This window comes from Rhodocytophaga rosea (assembly GCF_010119975.1).
Classification (GTDB): Bacteria; Bacteroidota; Bacteroidia; order Cytophagales; family 172606-1; genus Rhodocytophaga; species Rhodocytophaga rosea.
Genome location: NZ_CP048222.1, coordinates 5,915,646 through 5,935,539, shown reverse-complemented (window position 1 = coordinate 5,935,539; position 19,894 = coordinate 5,915,646). Strand labels below are relative to the sequence as shown.

The following is a 19,894-nucleotide window of genomic DNA, read 5'->3' as shown; positions in this document are numbered from 1 at the left end:
TTTTTATTACTTAACTAAAGAGAAATAGATAGCACCCACCTGCTTACCATCTATATAAATAGAACTTTTAGTGAGCATGTTATTAAAGTTCTTTACAAGTTCAAGAGAAATCTTCTTATGATAAACATTATTATAAAAGCTTATATCACTCAGCTCTAGTTTTGTTATTATCCATTTCCCAACTGCATCCGACATTTTCTGTAAATAATACTTATTCATAGAGACAATAATTTCGCTAAACGAGTAATTCAAATTATTGAACAAAGAAATCTTACTTTGTTCAATAATTGAGCTTGCTTGTATCTCAGTTTCTGAGAAATCTTGTTTGCACTTAATTTGCTTAAAATTATTTATAACAGAAGCATAATATCTAAGATTGCCGACTTCAAAGGTAATGATTGAATTACTATCAGGTTCGCCTTTTTCGCTGCTTACTATTAGTACAGCATTGTGGTGCAGCATTTTATGTGCTACATACTTTATATTCCTGATTTCCCCGAACTTCAGTAGTATAAATTTCAAGGCTTCATCAAATATATCTGGACCTTGAACATAATTTCTATCTCCTTTGAAGCAAAAGTCCAGAATAAACTCTTCTCTCATCTTTGTGATTTTACAAAGTTTGTTAAATGTTTTTGATGGTTCATAGCAAAATTACCTGATACCGCTTCCCTGGCTTTTACATGCTTAATTACTACACTCCCTAATTTAATTTCTGCGTGATCGCCTATTTTCAGTTTTTCAGCGATCACTACTGATGGGCCAATCCATACATGATCTCCAATTTCTACATTTCCGGCGATTTGCGCATTCCCGGATATCATCGTATTACTTCCTACCTTAGAACCATGTCCAATGCTGGCTTTTACACTTATTTTGGTATTATCTCCAACACGTGTATACTCACAATTAAAAGATTTCTGTATAATAGCATTGGCTAAAATCTCACAATTTTTTCCTATGCTTACCCCACCAGCATCAAATACCTGCATAAAACTTCCGTCAATCATAGTATTACGTAAACCCTTAGCGCCAATTACTACGTTGGGTCCGATATACGTATTTTCTCCAATGACAGAATAATCCTCTATAATCGCATAATGGTCAATTTGCACATTGGAATGTATTATAACATGTTTTCCAATAATTGCCGTAGGCGCAATGATAGCACTTGAATCAATAGAATGCTCCTGGTGCAAACGCATGTAGGCTTTACTGAAAAGATAGTTATGCAATTCATAAAAAGCTTTTTTGGGATTTGAGCAAATAATTAATCCTTTACTGATATTTACCTTTTGACCATAATCTCTTGTAGTAATCACAGCAGTTACATTCTTGTTCGTATTGGCACTTTCAAAATATAAGTCATCCAGCACAAAACAAGCTGTTCCTTCAAAAGGGGAATATGTGTAATGAGTTAAACGTACATCTGCATCCCTTACTAAATCATTACCCTGAAAGAACTCACTTAATAACATAAGTATGTAATTAAAATTTAGTTCTCAACCAAAGTATTTTCATTTACAACAGATGAGATCATTTCTATATCATTTTCAGATAATTCATAATACAGAGGTAAACAAAGCACTCTTTTAGAAATATCCTCCGAAACCGGCATATTCTGCTGATAAACGAAATTCAACGAATTAAGTGACGGGTAAAAATACCTTCTGGGAAATACCTGCTTTGCATTTAAAGCATCCCGAACACGAAGCAAGATATTTTCCGATGGAAATAGTACTGGATAATAGGCAAAATTATATATAGTATTTCCAAAAATATGAGGTTTATGTATAGTTTCGTTATCCAGCAGGCTGTCATACATTTTACTAGCCTGTTTGCGCTTATCCATTATTTCCTTAATCCGGGGCAATATACATAATCCCATAGCCGCATGAAATTCAGAATTTTTTCCATTAATACCCAACCCCCAGAAATCCTCCTGTCCTTTGTGGCCGAAATTGCGCATATACGAAATGGTATGTGCGAGATTATCATCATTGGTTACAATGGCTCCACCTTCAGTAGTATGAAATAACTTGGTAGCATGAAAACTTAAGGTACTGATGTCGCCATAGTTCAATATAGAATTACCTTTATAGATAGTACCAAAGGCATGGGCAGCATCATAGATCACTTTCAGCTTGTGTTTTAGAGCTATTTTTTCTATGGCTTCTACCTCACAGGGGCCACCATATACGTGTGTAGCAAGTATGGCTGACGTAGCCGGTGTAATGGCTTTTTCAATAGCAGCCGGGCTTATCATGAGCGTGTCTGGGTCTATGTCTGCAAATACTGGTATGCAATTTTCCCATACAATGGATGAGGTAGTAGCCACATACGAAAAAGGCGTGGTAATAATCTCTCCTTTCAGACTCAATGCTTTAATGGCAATCTGGAGAGCAATGGTACCATTATTTACAAAAAATAAGTGTTTTACACCTATGTAGTCTTTCAGTTTTTGTTCCAGTTCCTGCACCAGTGGACCATTATTAGTCAAATGGCAGCGTTCCCATATACCTTCCAGGTATTTTGTATATTCTGCTAAGGGAGGAAGGTAAGCCTTTGTTACGTTAATCATTTTTTTCTACTATATAGAGAACGCTGCGCTCTGTAATACCGCATCTTAAGAACTCGATTTCTTTAAAATAATTTCTATCCAATGCTATTAACTTAAATCCCGCTTGTTTTACCCGATCCATAAATCCTTTTTTGTTGTAAAGCCTGACATGATCATCTTGTCCAAATCGCCTCCATCTTTCGCCCATATCTATAACCGAAGGATCTTCGTCTATTTCTTTATTTCTCAAATTAATTGGCACCATCAGGATTCCCCATCCTCCCGGTTTTAGTATGCGATACAATTCTCTTAAAGCTTTTTTATCATCTGATACATGCTCCAGGATATGAGAGCAAATGAATATGTCACAATAATTATCCGGATAAGTATGCATATCCATCAGGTCCAGCTTATCATCTACATCCTCCATATATAAGTCAGCCGTGCGGTAATTGACATTATGTTTTTTAATAAATTTTTGCAATGGCCTTGAGGGTGCAAATTCTATGAGCAGTGGTCTTTCAGATAGATCCACCTTTTGAAATTTTTCCTTCAAATATAATGAATACAACCTATCTCTATCTGAAGCTCCACATACAGGACAACTATATTGTTGTGGGTTGATTGTCTCAGTATCATCATAGGTATACAGCCATCCATACTTTTTCTTGTTCTCTTCATATAAAGAACTTAATGGATTAAAATATCCTAGCTTCGAATCACATGCAGGGCAGTAATATATAAGATTTTGGCCAGCTTCTTTTTCAGAATCAGAATGAAATAATTTCTTCAATCGCCTTTTAATACTTAAGGGAACAAAACTTTTTATGTTCATAGGTGGTTTTGCAATCAATTGCAGGTATAGTCTATGTATTAAGTTATCCAACCTTTATTTTTTCTGGTACATAATCTAGCTTCCATTCGAATTTAGGACGTACCACTCCTACCCATTTGCCATGCCAGCTGCTGTTACGTTGTCCTTCTACTACCTCAAAAGTGAGAATATTGGAATCATTGAAAATAATTTTACCTTCTTTTACAATCAACAACTGAATCCGGTAAACCCTGTCGTTTAAAAAATCAGCTGGGATATGAAAAGAACCTTTTACTACTCCTTGTGCGTACCATTGTTTAGGAGATACAGTATTCAAAACAGGTACTTCTTCACTAGTAAAAATTACAATACTAAAATTTAAAAAAGCTTTATCTAGGTAATTCCAGAACTCAAACTCGATATCTAAAGCAGTATGAATGTTAATAAACTCTGAATTATTCTGGCTGATCACCCTGGCACTTTTAATTCTCACCAGTTCATTGCCTGGTGCACTTTCCGGATTGTCCCATCTTTTTAATACATCTAGCACAATAGACTTTTGCAGGTAAAGAGCAGCTACTTTTTCAACAGAACCCTTAGCAATAACATTTCCCGCACTCAACATAACCGCCTGGTTACAAAGAGATTTTACCGCTGTAAGGTTATGGCTCACAAATAAAATTGTCCTTCCCTGTTTATGTGCGACATCATCCATTTTTCCGAGGCATTTCTTCTGGAATTCTGCATCACCTACAGCCAGTACTTCATCTAAGATCAGGATTTCTGATTCTAAATGGGCAGCCACAGCAAAGGCAAGCCGCACATACATCCCGGAAGAATAGCGCTTTACAGGCGTATCAATAAATTTCTCTATGCCCGAGAAGTCTACAATTTCATCAAACTTGGCTTTTACTTCGGCTTTGTTCATGCCCAGAATGGCTCCATTGAGGAAAATATTTTCCCGTCCGGTAAGTTCGGGGTTGAAACCGGTCCCTACTTCCAGCAGGCTGGCAATGCGGCCTTTAACTTTTACACTCCCGGTGGTTGGAAGAGTAATTCTGGAAAGAATCTTGAGCAGGGTAGATTTTCCTGCACCATTTTTTCCGATAATGCCTACTGCATCTCCTTGTTGTACTTCAAAATTAATATCCCGTAAAGCCCAGAACTCACTGTTTTCTATCTGGCTTTGCACGCCAATTTTTTTGAACGGGTCTTCCTTTCCCCTCACTTTTGACCACCATCGCTGAAATTCTCCTTGAAACGACTGGGCGCCTATTTTACCCAGCTGGTATTTTTTAGATACGTTCTCTACTCTTACTACAACTGTCATAAATACGAACCTTCCCGTTAAATGGTGTCCATTGCAATTTTTTCAACCCTGTTAAAGGCCAGGATGCCTGCAACTAATGCCAACAGCATAATAATAAAACTATATCCTAAGTTCGACCAGGAGAAGTTTCCTATTCCCAGCCATCCATACCTAAAGCTTTCTACAATAGGGGTCATTGGGTTGAGCAGGATGATGGATTTGTACTTATCAGGCACTTTGGATAAAGGGTAGATGATGGGGGTGGCAAACATCAGCAAACGCATACTCACATTAAGTAATTTTCTAAAATCGCGGTATTTGTTGCTTACCGATGAAAAAAGCATACCCAGTCCCAGGCCGGTACCTGCAATCATGAGCAGCAATAGTGGTGTAAGCAAAGCATAGATGTTTATATGGATGTTTTCTCCTTTATATAAATAAAATAAGACCAGGACAATAAATAACATAAATTGCAATCCCCAGGCAATCATACCCGAAATAGTAGTGGTAATCGGCATTACCAGTCTGGGAAAGTACACCTTCCCAAAAATTCCTGCGTTGGCATTAAAGGTTCCTGAGGTATTGAGCAGGCAGTTGGAAAAATATGTCCAGAGCATAATACCTGATAGATAAAACAAAATTCTTGGCAGCCCATCAGTAGATATATTGGCAATGGCACCAAAAATAAAGGCATAAGTAAGGGTAGTTACCATTGGTTCGGCCAGGTGCCACACAGGCCCAAGTATCGTTTGCTTGTAAGCCGATACAAAATCCCGCCTGACAATAAGGGTAATCAGATCCCGGTAACGCCATAGTTCTTTCAGATTAATATCCAGCAGACCAGGATTGGATTTGATCTCCATGGTCCAGTCTTCTTCCTTTGGTGTATGTATAACTGGCTTTTCAGCCTCACTCGTTTCAATGGCCATTCATCAATTGTCTTATAATCTCTTAGCTTTCCTTTTTAACAACCTGTCATCCATTCTTTGTAAGCATCTCACAATTTCCCGATAATATCATGTATCCGGATCAGGCCTGTTACCTGGTTTGAGGCCAATACAACAGGTAATACTGAAATCTGTGAACTTCTTTTTTCCATCAGTTGCAACGCATCGTAAGCGAGCATATTCGGGTGAGCTACTACCGGTTTTTTAGTCATCATATCTGCTGCAGTCAGTGTTGAAAGTTTCTCAACTGGCGTACGCTGCATCACCCTACGTAAATCCCCATCGGTAATAATGCCCAATAAATGCATTTCTTTATTTACCACACTTACGGCTCCTAACCTACCCTGGTCTATGGCATCCACTACCTGTTTCCAGCTGGAATGTTGCTCAATAACCGGATTGTTTTCTCCCGAATGCATCAGATTCTTCACCCGTAATGCCAGCCGCCTGCCTAATTTTCCGGCCGGATGATTAATGGCAAACTCTTCTGCTGTTACCTGTTTTACCTGCATTAACGTCATTGCCAGTGCGTCTCCTACAGCTAAGGCTACTGTTGTACTTGTAGTTGGAGCCAGATTCAAGGGGCAGGCTTCCCGGCTGATAGAAGCATCCAGTATGGCGTACGACTGCTGTGCCAGAGTAGATTGAATATTTCCTACGATTGAAATAATAGGTACTTTGCGCAAATTCAGGTGAGGCAACAGAGAAATAATTTCTTCCGTTTCCCCACTGTTGCTAACAGCCATAATAATATCCTTACGATCTATAATTCCCAGATCACCATGCATGGCATCAGCTGCGTGTAAATATACCGCTGTTGTACCAATACTGGCCAGTGTTGCGGCTATCTTATGCGCCACAATCCCAGATTTACCTACGCCCAGTACTACTACCTTTCCTTCACATGCCAGAATCAGGTCAATGGCTTTCTGCGTTTCTTCCTGGCTAAGTTGCCTGGATGCCTGCAAAATAGCCTCCGACTCAATTCTCAATACATCTATGAGTGACTGATGATAGCCAACAGCAGCTGAATTACGAATTTGCATATAATGAATAACAGCTTTTCAGATATTTTAATTATATATATCTGCACACTTTATACTCCTTGGCTCAAAATTAACTCAACAAACTCTCTTACTGCGCCATCTCCTCCTTTTTTTTTCAGGTGGATAATATCCGGAATTGCTTTTATTCTGGCCACAGCATTATCCGGACAAGCAGCCATACCCACATGAGATAACAGATCCAAACAATTTATATCATCTCCGATATAGGCTGCTTCTGCAAGCGTAATATTTTCCTTACTACAAATTTCTTGAGCAGCCTGCAATTTATTTTTACATGCCTGGTATAAGTAATCTACTTTAAGTTTGTTTGCTCTCCGCTCTACAATAAAGGTTTTTTCAGAAGTAATAATTGCTGTTTTTATCCCTTTTTCTCTCAACAGCTGAAACCCCATCCCATCATGGGTATTAAACTTTTTAAATTCATCACCACTTTCTGTGTAATACATGCCGGCATCTGTCAGAACGCCATCTACATCAGACATAAATAACTTAATGTTTTGATACTCTTTATCTGACATTATACTATTACATTTTCCATTCTACTTGTTCCCTTATAAGTTTTGCAGGATTGCCAGCTACCAGACTGTGAGGAGGCACATTCTTTGTTACTACAGCCTGCGCTGCAATTACAGCCCCCTTCCCTATCCTTACTCCTTTCAGTACTGTTACATTTGCTCCGATCCACACATTGTCTTCAATAATGATAGGTGCCGTAAGGGGACTTCCTGTAATATGGTGCAGATCAGTATCCATAGCTGTAAAATTCCAGCTGATGGCACACTCATTCCCTATTTCGATTTTTTCCTGGCATATAATAATACAGTTAGGATTTATATAAGAATTATTCCCCATACTGAATACGCCATTCACCTGAATACCTAATCCTTTATGGATACGTGTGTTTTTTCCTAAATATACCTGACCATGATTGAGGAAAGCACTTCGTTTACCGGTATATGTCCACTGCACGGTACGGTTACGAATACTGCCTATAAAAGCAGATTTCGCCACAATATTTCCCTTGTTTTCAAAATCAACACCTAAGCCTATTTTTAAATTTGGATATAGTCTGATATTCCAGTAGATATTTTTAATAAACCCATAAACACTCATATAGAATAACTGCGGTTAGCTTTCATGATCTGTTCAGCTATAAGCCAGTCTGATTCTTCATCTAATTCTATAGCTGTATCTTCAGACATTTCATATATACCTATCTTTCCACTAAGCCGGTTTTTAGAAACCATAATGGCCTGAATGGTACTAACATAAAAAGCGCCATTCTCCATCAGCATACCCGGAAAATCCTGTCTCCGTGGGCGGCTCCTGTAATCATAATTAATGGGTGTACCCTCCTTATTCCAGAAAAATCTTTTTGTACGCACACAAGTGAGTAAAGAATCCAAAGCATCCTTCTGAAATAATTGCAAAGCTTCAGTAAAATCCCGGGTACTTGTAAAGGGGGAAGTTGCCTGTACCAGTATAAATATGTCTTCCTCTTGAAACTGAACAGCTTTCCATTCTAAAAACTCCAGCATCACGCTTTCTGTTGAGGCTGTATCCGTGGCATTTTCTACCTGACGCCTGTATACCTCTACTTTAGAAAATCCAAAACTTTTGGCCACCTGCTCAATTTCGCTACAATCAGTGGCAACATATATTTTATCTACTTTAGTACAATCCTGTAATGCTTTCAAGTTCCAATATATAAGCGGTTTCCCACAAAAGTCTTTAATATTTTTAAATGGAATAGATTTACTTCCACAACGTACCGGGATAAATGCTATGGTAGCCATTATGTTTTTAAAATTTACCTAATCCTGTATTTTAATTTATCTCTCTGAACCAGTTCTACAGGTAAAATTTCCTGATTTTTATAGGTTAAAGATTCATGAGTATGGTGTAAATCTCTGGCTAATTTTTGTAAGCCCGGAACCTCCAAAGAAGCTGCATGGTCTGTTCCCCTCCATGTGCGGTCTTTTGTGAAATGCCTTTCTATCCATTCAGCTCCTAAGGTAAAGGCGGCAATATCTATGCTAATTCCAAGATGATGGCCTGAGAAACCAATTGTCTTTACACGATCACCAAACACATCATGTAGCCGCTTTATCTCCAGTAAGCAAACGTCTTTAAATTGTACAGGATAACCAGAGGTACATGAATAAACCACCAGCCGTTCTTTTGCCTGCCCGGTTTCTTCAAAAAACCGGATTACTTCTTCCTCTTCTTCATGGGTAGTCATTCCAAAAGAGATATGGATTTCTCCACTATATGTATCCCGTAATAACCTGAGCATTTCATAATGATTGTTACAGGCAGAAGGCACTTTAATCAATTCAGGATTTAATGCAATAATTTCGACAGCTGATGTAACATCCCATACGGAAGTTGAATATTTGATTCCAATTCCTTCTGCATATTTTTTCAGGTCTGCATGTTGTTCCTGGGTGAATTCCAGAAATTCGCGATGTGCTCCGTAGGTAGGGCCATATGCATGATAAGGATTAGGGTGTGGTGCCGCATACTGCTCTTCGGTAAGCAATTCCTGTGGGTTTCTTTTCTGAAATTTAGCTACGTTTGCTCCGCACTCCTTGGCTAATTTGACTAATTCTAAAGCTATATCAAACTGGCCCATGTGATTGCAACCGATTTCAGCAATTATTTTTGGTTGCTTATATTTAAAGTTGAACATGTGCTTTTTAAATTAAGTCGCAAATATACATTTTAATACCATAACCTATGTATTCAACATTCATTTTGAGGGATGAGTACAGCTGGTTATAAAAGTTTAATATATCTTTCAGTCCCTCAATTATACATGCCGCCTATGACTCTCGGGAAACAAACAAAATTATTTTCAGCCTTTGAACCAGCCACTCAGGAAGCCTGGAGAAAACAAATCCTGCATGACTTAAAAGCGGCTACGCTGGAAGAAAAACAGGCCTTGTATGAACAGAAAATGATATGGAAACCTGAACCTGAGATCACAACTGCGCCATTTTACACCAGAGAAGATATACAAACAATTCCCTTACCTGTCGTGCCTGCTTCACAGGTAGGCTGGCTTACTGAGGAATTTATTCCTTTTTTAACCGAAAAATCTTCCAATCAACTAGGCAGGGAAGCCTTACAACAAGGTGCGGATGCATTGTGTTTTGACCTTTCTGCGGTGAATCTTGCTACAGTCAACTTACCGGTTTTGCTGCAAGGGATTAAGCTTTCTGATGCACCTGTCCGTTTTATAGTAAACAAATCACCAGGCAGCTTTCTTCAGCAGCTTCAAATCATTGCTCCTTACCAGTGGAAAGGAGGTCTGCATTACGATCCGCTCATGCAACAAAGTGCTTCAGTTTCAGACATAGACAGTCTGGCAGAAGTTTTCAGGCAGACAAACGATTTTCCAGAATTTTATCCGCTTACCGTGAATAGCAATCCTGGTAATTCCACTACTCGGGAGATTGCATACTTGCTGTCTGCCTTTGTAGAATATGCCCATCAGCTTACGGAACGAGGTGTTCAGGCAGCTGCTATTTTCAATAAAACGATTTTCTCTGTGAGTGTAGGCACTAACTTTTTTATGGAAATGGCCAAGTTAATGGCTTTGCGCTTGTTATATACACAGCTGGCAGCGGCTTATCAGGTAACGAATCATAAACTTTTTATTCATACACCTATTGAGTTTTCACATACTCCGGCAGAAGATCCTTATAATAACCTGATCCGTTCTTCACTGGCCGCCATGTCTGCTGTACTGGGAGGTTGCCAGTCGCTACGTGTATTACCTTTTAATGGAAAAACAGATGATGTTATTTCCAGGCGGATAAGCCGGAATGTGTCTATTATCTTGAAAGAAGAGAGTTATTTTGCCCAGGTGGCTGATATAGCCGGTGGTTCGTATTACGTAGAAAATCTAACTCATATGATTGCTACAGAAGCCTGGCGCTTATTTACAGAGATAGAAGCGGAAGGTGGTTTTTTGCAAGCCCGGCAATCTGGTTTTCTAATTTTGCCTTCGCAATGAGTGATTAGGAGAATGAGTGATTGAGTGAAATTATTAAGCTATGTAAGCTTAGCTAATAAGCTTTTAAAGGAATGTAATTCGTAATTCTCTACTATGAAACCAGATTTTTTACATATAAAACCTGAGTTTAAGGCACAAGCCATATCAACACCTGCCAAATCGAAAGACTGGCTCACGGCTGAAGGAATTCCGGTAAAGAAAACGTATACAGCTCAGGATATAGCTGATTTTGAACACCTGGATTTTGGGGCTGGGTTGCCGCCTTTTCTGCGGGGACCCTATGCTTCGATGTATGTCACCCAGCCCTGGACTATCCGCCAGTATGCCGGTTTTTCTACGGCCGAAGAATCTAATGCATTTTACCGCCGCAATCTGGCTGCCGGACAAAAAGGTCTATCTGTTGCTTTCGATCTTGCTACGCACAGGGGCTATGATTCGGATCATCCGAGGGTGACCGGTGATGTGGGAAAAGCCGGAGTGGCTATAGATTCTGTAGAAGACATGAAAATTCTCTTTGATGGCATTCCACTTAATGAAATGTCGGTTTCGATGACCATGAACGGAGCCGTACTTCCGATTATGGCTTTTTATATTATAGCTGCAGAAGAACAAGGCGTTACCCCGGAACAGCTGAGTGGCACGATTCAAAATGATATTCTGAAAGAATTTATGGTGCGTAATACCTATATTTATCCACCCGAACCTTCCATGCGAATTGTGGCTGATATTTTTGCTTATACTTCCCGTTATATGCCCAAATTCAACTCCATCAGTATCAGCGGCTATCATATGCAGGAAGCCGGTGCTACTGCCGACCTGGAACTGGCGTATACTTTGGCTGATGGTCTGGAATATATCCGGACTGGAATTGCAGCCGGAATCCCAATAGATGATTTTGCGCCCAGGCTCTCTTTTTTCTGGGCTATTGGCATGAATCATTTTATGGAGATTGCCAAAATGCGGGCCGCCCGAATGCTTTGGGCGAAGATGGTAAAAACCTTTAATCCTAAAAATACCAAATCGCTTGCCCTCCGTACCCATTGCCAGACTTCGGGCTGGAGTTTAACCGCTCAAGATCCATTTAATAATGTAACCCGCACCTGCATCGAAGCCCTTGCCGCTGTAATGGGTGGTACACAATCTCTGCATACCAATTCTCTAGATGAAGCTATTGCTTTGCCTACCGATTTTTCGGCCCGTATCGCCAGAAATACGCAACTGTTGATTGCTAAAGAAACAAATGTAACCAAAGTAGTAGATCCATGGGGCGGTTCCTATTATGTAGAATACCTGACCCACCAGCTGGCACAAAAAGCCTGGAAACTCATTGAAGAAGTAGAGCAACTCGGCGGTATGACCAAAGCCATAGAAACCGGCCTTCCTAAAATGCGTATTGAAGAAGCCGCCGCCAGAAAACAAGCCAGAATTGATTCTGGAAAGGATGTAATTGTCGGGGTAAATAAATATACTGTTTCTGAAAATACGGATATTGAACTATTAGAAGTGGACAACGCCGCTGTCAGAAATTCGCAGATTGCCAGACTGGAAAAAGTAAAAAGAGATCGTAACCAAGATGCCCTACAAGAAGCACTCGATGCCATTACCCAATGTGCACAACAAGATTCCCCACTAACAAGAGGGGCTGGGGGGTGTAATCTATTGGCGTTAGCGGTGAATGCAGCCCGACAACGGGCTACCTTGGGTGAAATATCTTTTGCCATGGAAAAAGTATTTGGCAGGCATAGGGCAGTGATCCGTGCTATTTCTGGTGTGTATGCGGCTGAGGTACCCGATGATGAAAACTTCCGCACAGCCCGTGAAATGACCAATCAGTTTGCTGCCATGGAAGGGCGAAGACCCCGGATTATGATCGCTAAAATGGGACAAGATGGCCATGACAGAGGAGCTAAAATAATAGCGACTAGCTTTGCTGACCTAGGCTTCGATGTAGACATTGGTCCTTTATTCCAGACACCGGAAGAAGTAGCCAGGCAAGCTGCCGAAAACGATGTGCATATGGTGGGTGCTTCCAGCCTGGCAGCCGGCCACAAAACCTTGATTCCCCAACTTATAGAAGAACTAAAGAAAATAGGCAGGCCAGATATTATGGTAATTGTGGGCGGAGTGATTCCTCCGGGTGATTATGATTTCCTATACAAAGCAGGCGTAGCAGGTATTTTCGGTCCTGGAACCATTATTTCTGTAGCTGCCCAGCAAATCCTTAAGAAATTAATGGAATAAGATTTTCAGTCAGTATTAAGCTAAAAACAAAAGGTGAGTGCTTTCAAGCATTCATCTTTTGTTTTTATAATGTTAGTTTAATTTGAGCATTACATATTATCAACTATTTATAAGCATAATACTTAAAGCTTTTTAATGATGTTTTTCCCCAATCTGCCCTCTAATCTCCCCAGCCGGATATTTATCTGAATGTACATTAGTATAAGTATATCCGTTATCTATAGCTGCCTTCAGAATAGAAAGTGGGCCGCCTTTTAAGTTACCCGACAAATCGGCTGCAGTAATTTTTCCTTCCGCATAATCACCATTCACCGGGCCATCCACCCGTTCATGTTTAAGGGTTACTACAACTCCCCCGTTCACACCTTTGGGAGCCAGATGGATATGAGCAAATTTTACATTCTCTATACTGGATAGTTTTACTTTAAAGGTAAGCTCTGTTACAGCCGGGTTAAATTTATAAGTAGCATCTCCGGACGCAGTAGTAGTTACCGGCGGCACTTCTTCACTGCCAGTTAGTTTGGCCTCAAATTCATATACAGGATGTGGCTTGGCTTTCCCAATCTGTCCGCGAAGTTCGCCCGAAGGATTCTCATCTGTATGAATATTGGCATAGGCATTTCCTGATTCCAGTAGCGCTGCCAGGTCTTTTATGGATTTGCTGGCCAGCGGTCCTAATAAATCTTCTGCTTTAATTATTCCCTCAGCCAGTACGCCATTTACCGTGTCGGTAGAAGGTTCCTGCAATTCAAGTAAAAAGGCTACTACCTGTCCATTTTCTCCGGCAGGTGCCGCATGAATATGGGCAAACTTGATATGATCGGTATTGGCAACGATCAGTTTGTAGGCAATTTCTGTTTTTTCTTTATTCAGCGTAAAAATCGCCTGACCGGCACCAGGAGCAACTACCGCTGGTACTTCCTGGTTTCCTGAAAGGAAGGCGGTATATGTTTTTGCTTTTTTGTTGTCGTTCGGAAGCAAATCTTCGATGAGTTCGCAACTGCTGAGCAGCACCATCAACAATAGCACAAGAGGCAAGATAGCATACTTTTTCATAGGAGGGGTGGTTTGAGGTTGGGATGAATATTTAAAAGTACGATAATTTGTTTGAGACAGATTGACCAGCGAAATATTTATTTGTTGCTATTTTTTTGGATTTAAACAGTTTACTTGACCACGTTAGTATTTTAAAAAGGGTTGCCTTCCTATTTGAAAATATTTTTATGCTAGCATTGTACTTGATAAACATATTATTTTCGTGCATGGCAATACACATAGGAACTTCCGGCTGGAGCTATGACCACTGGCATGGCGTATTATATCCGCATGGAAGTCCGGTGCAGGATCGTTTATATTATTACTTGCAGCATTTCCGCACGGCAGAACTAAACAGCAGTTTTTACCGGTGGCCATCCCTGTATAGTTTCCGCAGCTGGCAGCAACGTTTACCAGATCATTTTTTACTGAGTTTTAAAGCTTCCAGAGGATTAACCCATGCCAAAAAACTGTATTCTCCAGAAGTATGGGTGCAACGTTTAAGTAAAGCGGCCAGTGAACTGAGACATAAAAATGGTGTGATACTCATCCAGCTTCCGCCACAACTGGGATATGACTACGAAAGGCTGCGTTATTTTCTGCAACTTCTTCCTTCCTGGCTCCGGGTGACCATCGAATTCAGACATCATAGCTGGCACCAGGAATCTATCTTTCAATTACTGGAACAATACCAGGTTGCTTATTGTGTGATGAGTGGTGCACATTTGCCTTGTATACTGAGAGCAACGGCCTCATTTGTATATGTACGCATGCATGGACCAGATACCAACTGGCTCTATGGCGGTTCTTATTCAGATGATGATCTTCACTGGTGGGCCAACCGCATCCGGGAATGGGAATACAGTGGCAAAGAAGTGTTTGTCTACTTCAACAACGATGGCCATGGAAACGCTGTCCGCAATGCCTGGACCCTCAAACACTTTTTACAGGTATAAACAAACGCCGGTTAATTTACTAATCAATAATTATTGATTGCTTTAAATTTATAAATTCAATTTGAACCACTAAATATTATATCAATCAGTCACATAAGAATCATGAATGCTAAAGAGTTAGAAGAAAAGATAATTAAAGAAGAAATTAAACCGCTTTTTAAGCAAAACCATTTTAGGTGTTGTTACCTAAAGATATATATGCAGGATCAAGGATAAACTACTTTATGGACTGTATCAAATGTGACAATAAAAATTGCCCTAAAAGTGGCTTTGTCCATGGTCGGCAACGCTATGTATGTAAAAAGTGTGGGTATCATTTCACAGTTAGCCTTAAATCAAGTGCCTTTCGTGTAGATGTCAAACAAGAAGCTTTACACTTATATTTAGAAGGAATGGGTTTGAGAGCAATCGGCCGTCACTTACAGGTAAGTCATGTGAGTGTCTATCGTTGGATTCGAGCTTTTGGACAACAAACGCCTGCGTTAGAAAGCCCTTCAGCAATTGATGTAGTAGAAATGGATGAGTTGCATACCTACATTGGCCATAAAAAACTACTGTTGGGTTTGGATAGCCGTTGACAGATATGGGCACCGGTTTATAGACTTTGTTTTGGGTACAAGAGGCTACTCGACTGGCAAGTTGCTTTGGGAGAGTGTGCAAGAGAAAACCATTAGGTGGGTGATGAGTGATCATTGGAAAGTATATCCACAAATGATTCCTTCCCATCAACTCAGGCAATCTAAAAAGGAAACTTATACGGTGGAAGGCTATAACACCCGGTTGAGACATGGCTTAGCCCGTTTGAAAAGGAATACCTTATGCTATTCTAAGTCTTGGCTTATGTTACATTACTCTATTTTACTACTCATGCATAAACTTAACTATACTTAAGTAACAACACCCCATTTTAAAGTTGCCGGAAAGACATTTTTTAAACAAGAAATAGATTTTGTAAAAGTCTTCAATATTCAATCCAGTCAATGGAATGAAAACACCATGTAAAATTTACCTTTAATATAGGCTTGTTTCTTCCTGATACCTATGAATTCTGGATGAAACAGCCTGTCCCCAAACATATCAAAGCCTTTGATTGTGCATTTCAAGTTAGACCCGGTCCAATAATTAAAAGTGGCACAAGTGATTATTGGTATAGAATCGACTCTACAACGGAAATTACAGCTTTAATAGGATTGATTCATCATCACATCACTGACTATATTTTACCATTTTATAATCAGTATAAAAGCTTATTTGATTTATTAAAGCTTCAAGAAGTAGACACAACTTTTGGAGAAATGATCCAAATTCAAGTAGGCCTTACTTTAGCAAAAAAAGGAGATTATAAATTGGCTAAAAAAGAAATTAATTCATATTTACAATCCGGAAAACGATCTGAAGATTGGATAGATAGAATAAAAAGTGAAGCGATAATAAGAGGTCTTGAAATTTAAGATTGTTATAAAATTGGTCAAATCTTAGCCATTCAATAACAAACAATAATTATATTCCAAACCAAAAAAATCATATATTGCCTTCTCTTTTTCTTTCCACCTAACCACTTATTTCCTGTATGAAGAAATATGTACTTGTCATTCTGATAAGCCTGTTTTCCTTACACTCCTTTGCCCAGTATGCTGATAAACCACAGAAAATCACTACGGCTAAAACACCTGAGTCTGCCGGTATGTCTTCGGAGAGGCTTAAGCGCATAGACAATACATTGCAGCAGTTTGTGGACAAAGGCACACTTCCGGGAATGGTAGCCATTATTGTGCGGAACGGGCAGATTGTCTATCACAAAGCCTTCGGACAGGCAGATGTACAAGGCGGTCGCCAGATGAAAACAGATGATATTTTCCGGATTGCTTCTATGAGTAAAGCCATTACTTCCACAGCCGTAATGATGCTGTATGAAGAAGGAAAATTCAGCCTCGACGACCCGGTTTCCAAATATATTCCTGAATTCAAAAATCCGCCGGTCATTAAAACTTTTACCTGGAAAGACAGCACGTATACCACTGAACCGGCTAAAAGTGAAATCACTATCCGGCATTTACTTACGCATACCTCAGGTATTAATTATGGAGTGATTGCCAATGAAGAACGTTTTAAGGCTATTAATGCGAAGGCTGGAATTACGGATTTATTCACCACCGAACCAGTAAAAATCTCCGACAACATTAAGAAATTAGCTACTCTACCCTTGCAACACCATCCCGGTGAGAAATGGACATACGGACTAAATTCTGATGTTTTAGGATATTTAGTTGAAATCTGGTCAGGGAAGCCATTCGATGTATTTTTGAAGGAACGTCTGTTTGATCCACTAGGTATGAATGATACTTATTTTTATCTGCCGGAAGCCAAAGCCAGCCGGCTGGTTCCCATACAAAAGCCGGATGCTTCACAGAAATGGGTAAAATTTCCGGTTACTTTCTACGATCCTGAATATCCAGCCAAAGGAGCTAAAACTTTCTTTTCCGGAGGAGCCGGGCTTTCTTGTACAGCGAAAGATTACGCTACTTTTCTGCAAATGCTGGTCAATGATGGCACCTTCAACGGCAAACGTTTCCTGAGCCGACCTACCGTTGAGTTGCTTACTGCCTCCAACCAGACAGGTGACTTATATGGCGGTGGTAATACTCATTTCAGTCTGGCTTTTTCTGTAGTAACTCCCAAAGGTCATGATAGAGGAGGTGCAGGAAGTGTCGGGACATTCAGCTGGGGAGGATATTTCAATACCAATTACTTTGCCGACCCGAAAGAAAAAATTGTAGCCGTACTCATGAAACAGACACAAAACGCTGCTGGTGATAATTCATCGGCTATGTTCACGCAAATGATTTACCAGGCCATTAATGATTAAAAACAGCCATTTATCTAAATAAAGCAAAGAGGCAGGCACGAATAGCTTGCCTCTTTTGTATTTTACTCGTATACTCGTTCCTATAACACAAATGGTAACACAAGAGAAATTGACAAGGCATCAGGGCTTTTTAATAGTCTTGGGACATAATACCCTTGTACACCGACCATATAATTTTTCAAACTAACTAACAAACCATGCTAAACAGATATAATCCGCCAGATTTTCAGATACTCCAGCACGTACATGTTCCCAGGGTGCAATCGCACACCTTAACCAATGGCATTAAACTTCACTGGCTCAATGCCGGCGAGCAGCCCATTGTACGCATCGAGCTTATTTTTAAGGCTGGCAACTGGTATGAATCTCAGCGGAACGTTTCTTATTTTACTATTAAAATGATGAACGAGGGTACCACCAGAATGACCGCCCGCCAGATTAATGAGTATATAGACCAGTTTGGGGCATTTCTGGAATTTAATCATGGGCAAGATAAATCTTCTATTACCTTGTACACGATAACCAAGCATCTGGAGAAACTGTTGCCGGTATTAAAAGACATTGTAACTGGTTCAACTTTTCCGGAAAAGGAACTGCAAAACATCAAAAATATTAGTATTCAGAACCTGAAAGTAAATCAGGAAAAAACAGCGTATCTGGCACAAACCCGTTTCCGGGAACTCTTGTTCGGCAAAGATCATCCCTATGGAAAAAATATGTATGAGGAAGATATTCTGCGTATAGAACCAGAGGCATTAAAACAATTCTATCTGGAAAGAATTACTTCTCAGCCATTTGACATAGTGGCAGCCGGTGAGGTGAGTGAACAAACATTAGCCCTGCTCCGCCATACCTTTGAAGATATAGTAGTGCGTGGAATTTCATTAAATGGAAAGGAATATTCCCAGGCCCCTATATCTATAAAAGAAGACATCGTGGAGAAATCTGAGAGTTTGCAATCTACCCTTCGTATGGGAAGAAAACTGTTCACCCGCAGTCATCCGGATTACATCAAAATGCTGGTACTGAATGAGATTCTGGGCGGATATTTTGGTTCCAGACTCATGAGAAACATCCGGGAAGAAAAAGGATTTACCTATGGTATTTCTTCAAACCTGGTTACGCTCCAGCAACTAGGCTACTTTGTGATAGGAACGGATGTAAAAAGAGAATTTACAAGCCTGACTATTGAGGAAGTCTATAAAGAAATGCAGATACTCCGCACAGAATTGGTGGAAGAAGAGGAACTGGAAGTGGTAAAGAATTATATGGCAGGTTCATTTGCCGGTTCGTTAAGTACGCCTTTTACCCTTGCCGACCATTTTAAAGCCATCTATTTTGATGGATTGACTTATGATTTCTATGACAATTATATCGAAAATATCTTAAATACCAGCGCTCGGCAATTACAGGAATTAGCCAACCAATACCTGACCGATGAATCAATGCTGGTGGTAATAGCCGGCGGAAAATAAACAAGGTTGTTGCGTTGCAGGAATATGGAACAGCAGAATAAGCAATGGCAGAATATTTAGTTGTCAATATTCCTTATTCCTTGATGGATATTCGGTTATTCTATACTGCTGATCAATGTTAGAGAGAACTATTTTAAACAAAAAACCTCCACTTTGAATAGCGGAGGTTTTTCTTTTCTAGAACAAAAAATTATAACTGTTCTGCTGGTTTGTTAGGTGTACCGGCAGTATTAGTGGTATTTCCGGCTGTTCCTTGGTTAGCAGCTTTTTCAGCTTTGTTAGCATAGGTACTGATTGTAGCCAGAGCAGAATCAGTAAGTTCAGAAAATTTATTCAGGGTTTCTTCTAACTGGCCGCCCAAATCATTTTTCAGCGTATTGGCTTTGTCAACAATTTTCTTTCTGGTATCTGCACCAGTGCTGGGCGCAATCAACATCCCTGCTGCCACACCGGCAGCTGCTCCAATAATGAAGCTTAAAAGTGTTTTTTGGGTATTCATAATGTTGGGGTTTGATGTTTTTTTGAATTTCTACTCGTTTACCATGTGTTACAAAACCCGTATCACGGTTCAAATATACGTTTTTTTCCGGCTTTGCAACTCAA

Annotated in this window: 19 protein-coding genes and 1 pseudogene; 7 read left to right on the top strand and 13 right to left on the bottom strand. The window is 39.9% G+C overall.

Features of this window, described 5'->3' with window-relative positions; all coding sequences use genetic code 11:
• Nucleotides 1-6: 6 nt before the first annotated feature.
• The 11 genes and pseudogenes from GXP67_RS24560 to GXP67_RS24510 form a co-directional block, all read right to left on the bottom strand.
• Nucleotides 7-603: a hypothetical protein gene (locus tag GXP67_RS24560; protein ID WP_162445569.1), complete on the bottom strand. Its 597-nt coding sequence runs from the start codon at nucleotides 601-603 to the stop codon at nucleotides 7-9.
• Nucleotides 600-1,478, bottom strand: coding sequence for an LbetaH domain-containing protein (locus tag GXP67_RS24555; RefSeq protein ID WP_162445568.1), 879 nt, complete (start codon nucleotides 1,476-1,478; stop codon nucleotides 600-602). The genes GXP67_RS24560 and GXP67_RS24555 overlap by 4 nt, the downstream gene beginning before the upstream one ends.
• Nucleotides 1,479-1,495: 17 nt before the next feature.
• Complete coding sequence (locus GXP67_RS24550) at nucleotides 1,496-2,581, bottom strand: DegT/DnrJ/EryC1/StrS family aminotransferase (protein WP_162445567.1); 1,086 nt, start codon at nucleotides 2,579-2,581, stop codon at nucleotides 1,496-1,498.
• The gene (locus tag GXP67_RS24545; protein WP_162445566.1) at nucleotides 2,574-3,395 is read right to left on the bottom strand and encodes a class I SAM-dependent methyltransferase; all 822 of its coding nucleotides are present in this window, start codon (nucleotides 3,393-3,395) and stop codon (nucleotides 2,574-2,576) included. Before GXP67_RS24545 ends, GXP67_RS24550 begins: the two co-directional genes overlap by 8 nt.
• Before the next feature lie 43 nt (nucleotides 3,396-3,438).
• Nucleotides 3,439-4,704, bottom strand: a complete 1,266-nt coding sequence (locus GXP67_RS24540) for an ABC transporter ATP-binding protein (protein ID WP_162445565.1) — start codon at nucleotides 4,702-4,704, stop codon at nucleotides 3,439-3,441.
• 17 nt (nucleotides 4,705-4,721) lie between these two features.
• A complete protein-coding gene (locus GXP67_RS24535; RefSeq protein ID WP_162445564.1) occupies nucleotides 4,722-5,612 on the bottom strand; it encodes an ABC transporter permease in 891 nt (296 codons plus the stop codon).
• Between the two features lie 68 nt (nucleotides 5,613-5,680).
• A complete protein-coding gene (locus tag GXP67_RS24530; RefSeq protein WP_162445563.1) occupies nucleotides 5,681-6,676 on the bottom strand; it encodes a KpsF/GutQ family sugar-phosphate isomerase in 996 nt (331 codons plus the stop codon).
• A gap of 50 nt (nucleotides 6,677-6,726) precedes the next feature.
• Nucleotides 6,727-7,179 carry a 3-deoxy-D-glycero-D-galacto-nonulopyranosonate 9-phosphatase gene (locus GXP67_RS24525; protein ID WP_232064554.1) on the bottom strand — a complete coding sequence of 151 codons (453 nt, stop codon included), beginning with the start codon at nucleotides 7,177-7,179 and terminating at the stop codon, nucleotides 6,727-6,729.
• A 67-nt stretch (nucleotides 7,180-7,246) separates the two neighbouring features.
• Nucleotides 7,247-7,396, bottom strand: a pseudogene (locus GXP67_RS38350) (DapH/DapD/GlmU-related protein); the annotation flags it as partial.
• 410 nt (nucleotides 7,397-7,806) lie between these two features.
• Nucleotides 7,807-8,493: an acylneuraminate cytidylyltransferase family protein gene (locus GXP67_RS24515; RefSeq protein ID WP_162445561.1), complete on the bottom strand. Its 687-nt coding sequence runs from the start codon at nucleotides 8,491-8,493 to the stop codon at nucleotides 7,807-7,809.
• Between the two features lie 14 nt (nucleotides 8,494-8,507).
• A complete protein-coding gene (locus GXP67_RS24510; protein WP_162445560.1) occupies nucleotides 8,508-9,389 on the bottom strand; it encodes an N-acetylneuraminate synthase family protein in 882 nt (293 codons plus the stop codon).
• Between the two features lie 135 nt (nucleotides 9,390-9,524).
• On the opposite strand from GXP67_RS24510, the gene GXP67_RS24505 reads away from it, so the two are divergent.
• Both GXP67_RS24505 and scpA read left to right on the top strand, forming a co-directional pair.
• Nucleotides 9,525-10,718: a methylmalonyl-CoA mutase family protein gene (locus tag GXP67_RS24505; RefSeq protein WP_162445559.1), complete on the top strand. Its 1,194-nt coding sequence runs from the start codon at nucleotides 9,525-9,527 to the stop codon at nucleotides 10,716-10,718.
• A 93-nt stretch (nucleotides 10,719-10,811) separates the two neighbouring features.
• Complete coding sequence (gene scpA, locus GXP67_RS24500) at nucleotides 10,812-12,959, top strand: methylmalonyl-CoA mutase (protein WP_162445558.1); 2,148 nt, start codon at nucleotides 10,812-10,814, stop codon at nucleotides 12,957-12,959.
• Between the two features lie 132 nt (nucleotides 12,960-13,091).
• Here scpA and GXP67_RS24495 read toward each other — a convergent pair whose 3' ends face one another.
• Nucleotides 13,092-14,015, bottom strand: a complete 924-nt coding sequence (locus GXP67_RS24495) for a CHRD domain-containing protein (RefSeq protein WP_162445557.1) — start codon at nucleotides 14,013-14,015, stop codon at nucleotides 13,092-13,094.
• Nucleotides 14,016-14,221: 206 nt separating this feature from the next.
• On the opposite strand from GXP67_RS24495, the gene GXP67_RS24490 reads away from it, so the two are divergent.
• The 5 genes from GXP67_RS24490 (at nucleotide 14,222) to GXP67_RS24465 (ending at nucleotide 19,291) form a co-directional block, all read left to right on the top strand.
• A complete protein-coding gene (locus GXP67_RS24490; RefSeq protein ID WP_162445556.1) occupies nucleotides 14,222-14,950 on the top strand; it encodes a DUF72 domain-containing protein in 729 nt (242 codons plus the stop codon).
• A gap of 224 nt (nucleotides 14,951-15,174) precedes the next feature.
• A protein-coding gene (locus tag GXP67_RS24485; protein ID WP_394351945.1) for an IS1 family transposase occupies nucleotides 15,175-15,841 on the top strand; the annotation gives its coding sequence in 2 pieces (ribosomal slippage) (nucleotides 15,175-15,501 and nucleotides 15,503-15,841; 666 coding nt in all).
• Nucleotides 15,842-16,002: 161 nt separating this feature from the next.
• A complete protein-coding gene (locus GXP67_RS24475) occupies nucleotides 16,003-16,401 on the top strand; it encodes a hypothetical protein (RefSeq protein ID WP_394351944.1) in 399 nt (132 codons plus the stop codon).
• A 119-nt stretch (nucleotides 16,402-16,520) separates the two neighbouring features.
• A complete protein-coding gene (locus GXP67_RS24470; protein ID WP_162445553.1) occupies nucleotides 16,521-17,816 on the top strand; it encodes a serine hydrolase domain-containing protein in 1,296 nt (431 codons plus the stop codon).
• Between the two features lie 197 nt (nucleotides 17,817-18,013).
• On the top strand, nucleotides 18,014-19,291 hold the full coding sequence (locus GXP67_RS24465) for a M16 family metallopeptidase (RefSeq protein ID WP_162445552.1): 1,278 nt from the start codon (nucleotides 18,014-18,016) through the stop codon (nucleotides 19,289-19,291).
• Nucleotides 19,292-19,481: 190 nt separating this feature from the next.
• On the opposite strand, the gene GXP67_RS24460 is transcribed toward GXP67_RS24465, so the two are convergent.
• A complete protein-coding gene (locus GXP67_RS24460) occupies nucleotides 19,482-19,790 on the bottom strand; it encodes a YtxH domain-containing protein (RefSeq protein ID WP_162445551.1) in 309 nt (102 codons plus the stop codon).
• Nucleotides 19,791-19,894: the final 104 nt, after the last annotated feature.

Excerpts from the sequence above, each read along its gene's own strand:
- GXP67_RS24505 (WP_162445559.1), top strand. The coding sequence starts at position 9,525 with ATGACTCTCGGGAAACAAACAAAATTATTTTCAGCCTTTGAACCAGCC.
- GXP67_RS24530 (WP_162445563.1), bottom strand. The coding sequence starts at position 6,676 with ATGCAAATTCGTAATTCAGCTGCTGTTGGCTATCATCAGTCACTCATA.
- GXP67_RS24545 (WP_162445566.1), bottom strand. The coding sequence starts at position 3,395 with ATGAACATAAAAAGTTTTGTTCCCTTAAGTATTAAAAGGCGATTGAAG.
- GXP67_RS24535 (WP_162445564.1), bottom strand. The coding sequence starts at position 5,612 with ATGGCCATTGAAACGAGTGAGGCTGAAAAGCCAGTTATACATACACCA.
- GXP67_RS24515 (WP_162445561.1), bottom strand. The coding sequence starts at position 8,493 with ATGGCTACCATAGCATTTATCCCGGTACGTTGTGGAAGTAAATCTATT.
- GXP67_RS24465 (WP_162445552.1), top strand. The coding sequence starts at position 18,014 with ATGCTAAACAGATATAATCCGCCAGATTTTCAGATACTCCAGCACGTA.
- GXP67_RS24510 (WP_162445560.1), bottom strand. The coding sequence starts at position 9,389 with ATGTTCAACTTTAAATATAAGCAACCAAAAATAATTGCTGAAATCGGT.
- GXP67_RS24540 (WP_162445565.1), bottom strand. The coding sequence starts at position 4,704 with ATGACAGTTGTAGTAAGAGTAGAGAACGTATCTAAAAAATACCAGCTG.
- GXP67_RS24460 (WP_162445551.1), bottom strand. The coding sequence starts at position 19,790 with ATGAATACCCAAAAAACACTTTTAAGCTTCATTATTGGAGCAGCTGCC.
- GXP67_RS24495 (WP_162445557.1), bottom strand. The coding sequence starts at position 14,015 with ATGAAAAAGTATGCTATCTTGCCTCTTGTGCTATTGTTGATGGTGCTG.
- scpA (WP_162445558.1), top strand. The coding sequence starts at position 10,812 with ATGAAACCAGATTTTTTACATATAAAACCTGAGTTTAAGGCACAAGCC.
- GXP67_RS24490 (WP_162445556.1), top strand. The coding sequence starts at position 14,222 with ATGGCAATACACATAGGAACTTCCGGCTGGAGCTATGACCACTGGCAT.
- GXP67_RS24555 (WP_162445568.1), bottom strand. The coding sequence starts at position 1,478 with ATGTTATTAAGTGAGTTCTTTCAGGGTAATGATTTAGTAAGGGATGCA.
- GXP67_RS24470 (WP_162445553.1), top strand. The coding sequence starts at position 16,521 with ATGAAGAAATATGTACTTGTCATTCTGATAAGCCTGTTTTCCTTACAC.
- GXP67_RS24560 (WP_162445569.1), bottom strand. The coding sequence starts at position 603 with ATGAGAGAAGAGTTTATTCTGGACTTTTGCTTCAAAGGAGATAGAAAT.
- GXP67_RS24550 (WP_162445567.1), bottom strand. The coding sequence starts at position 2,581 with ATGATTAACGTAACAAAGGCTTACCTTCCTCCCTTAGCAGAATATACA.
- GXP67_RS24475 (WP_394351944.1), top strand. The coding sequence starts at position 16,003 with ATGAAACAGCCTGTCCCCAAACATATCAAAGCCTTTGATTGTGCATTT.
- GXP67_RS24525 (WP_232064554.1), bottom strand. The coding sequence starts at position 7,179 with ATGTCTGATGTAGATGGCGTTCTGACAGATGCCGGCATGTATTACACA.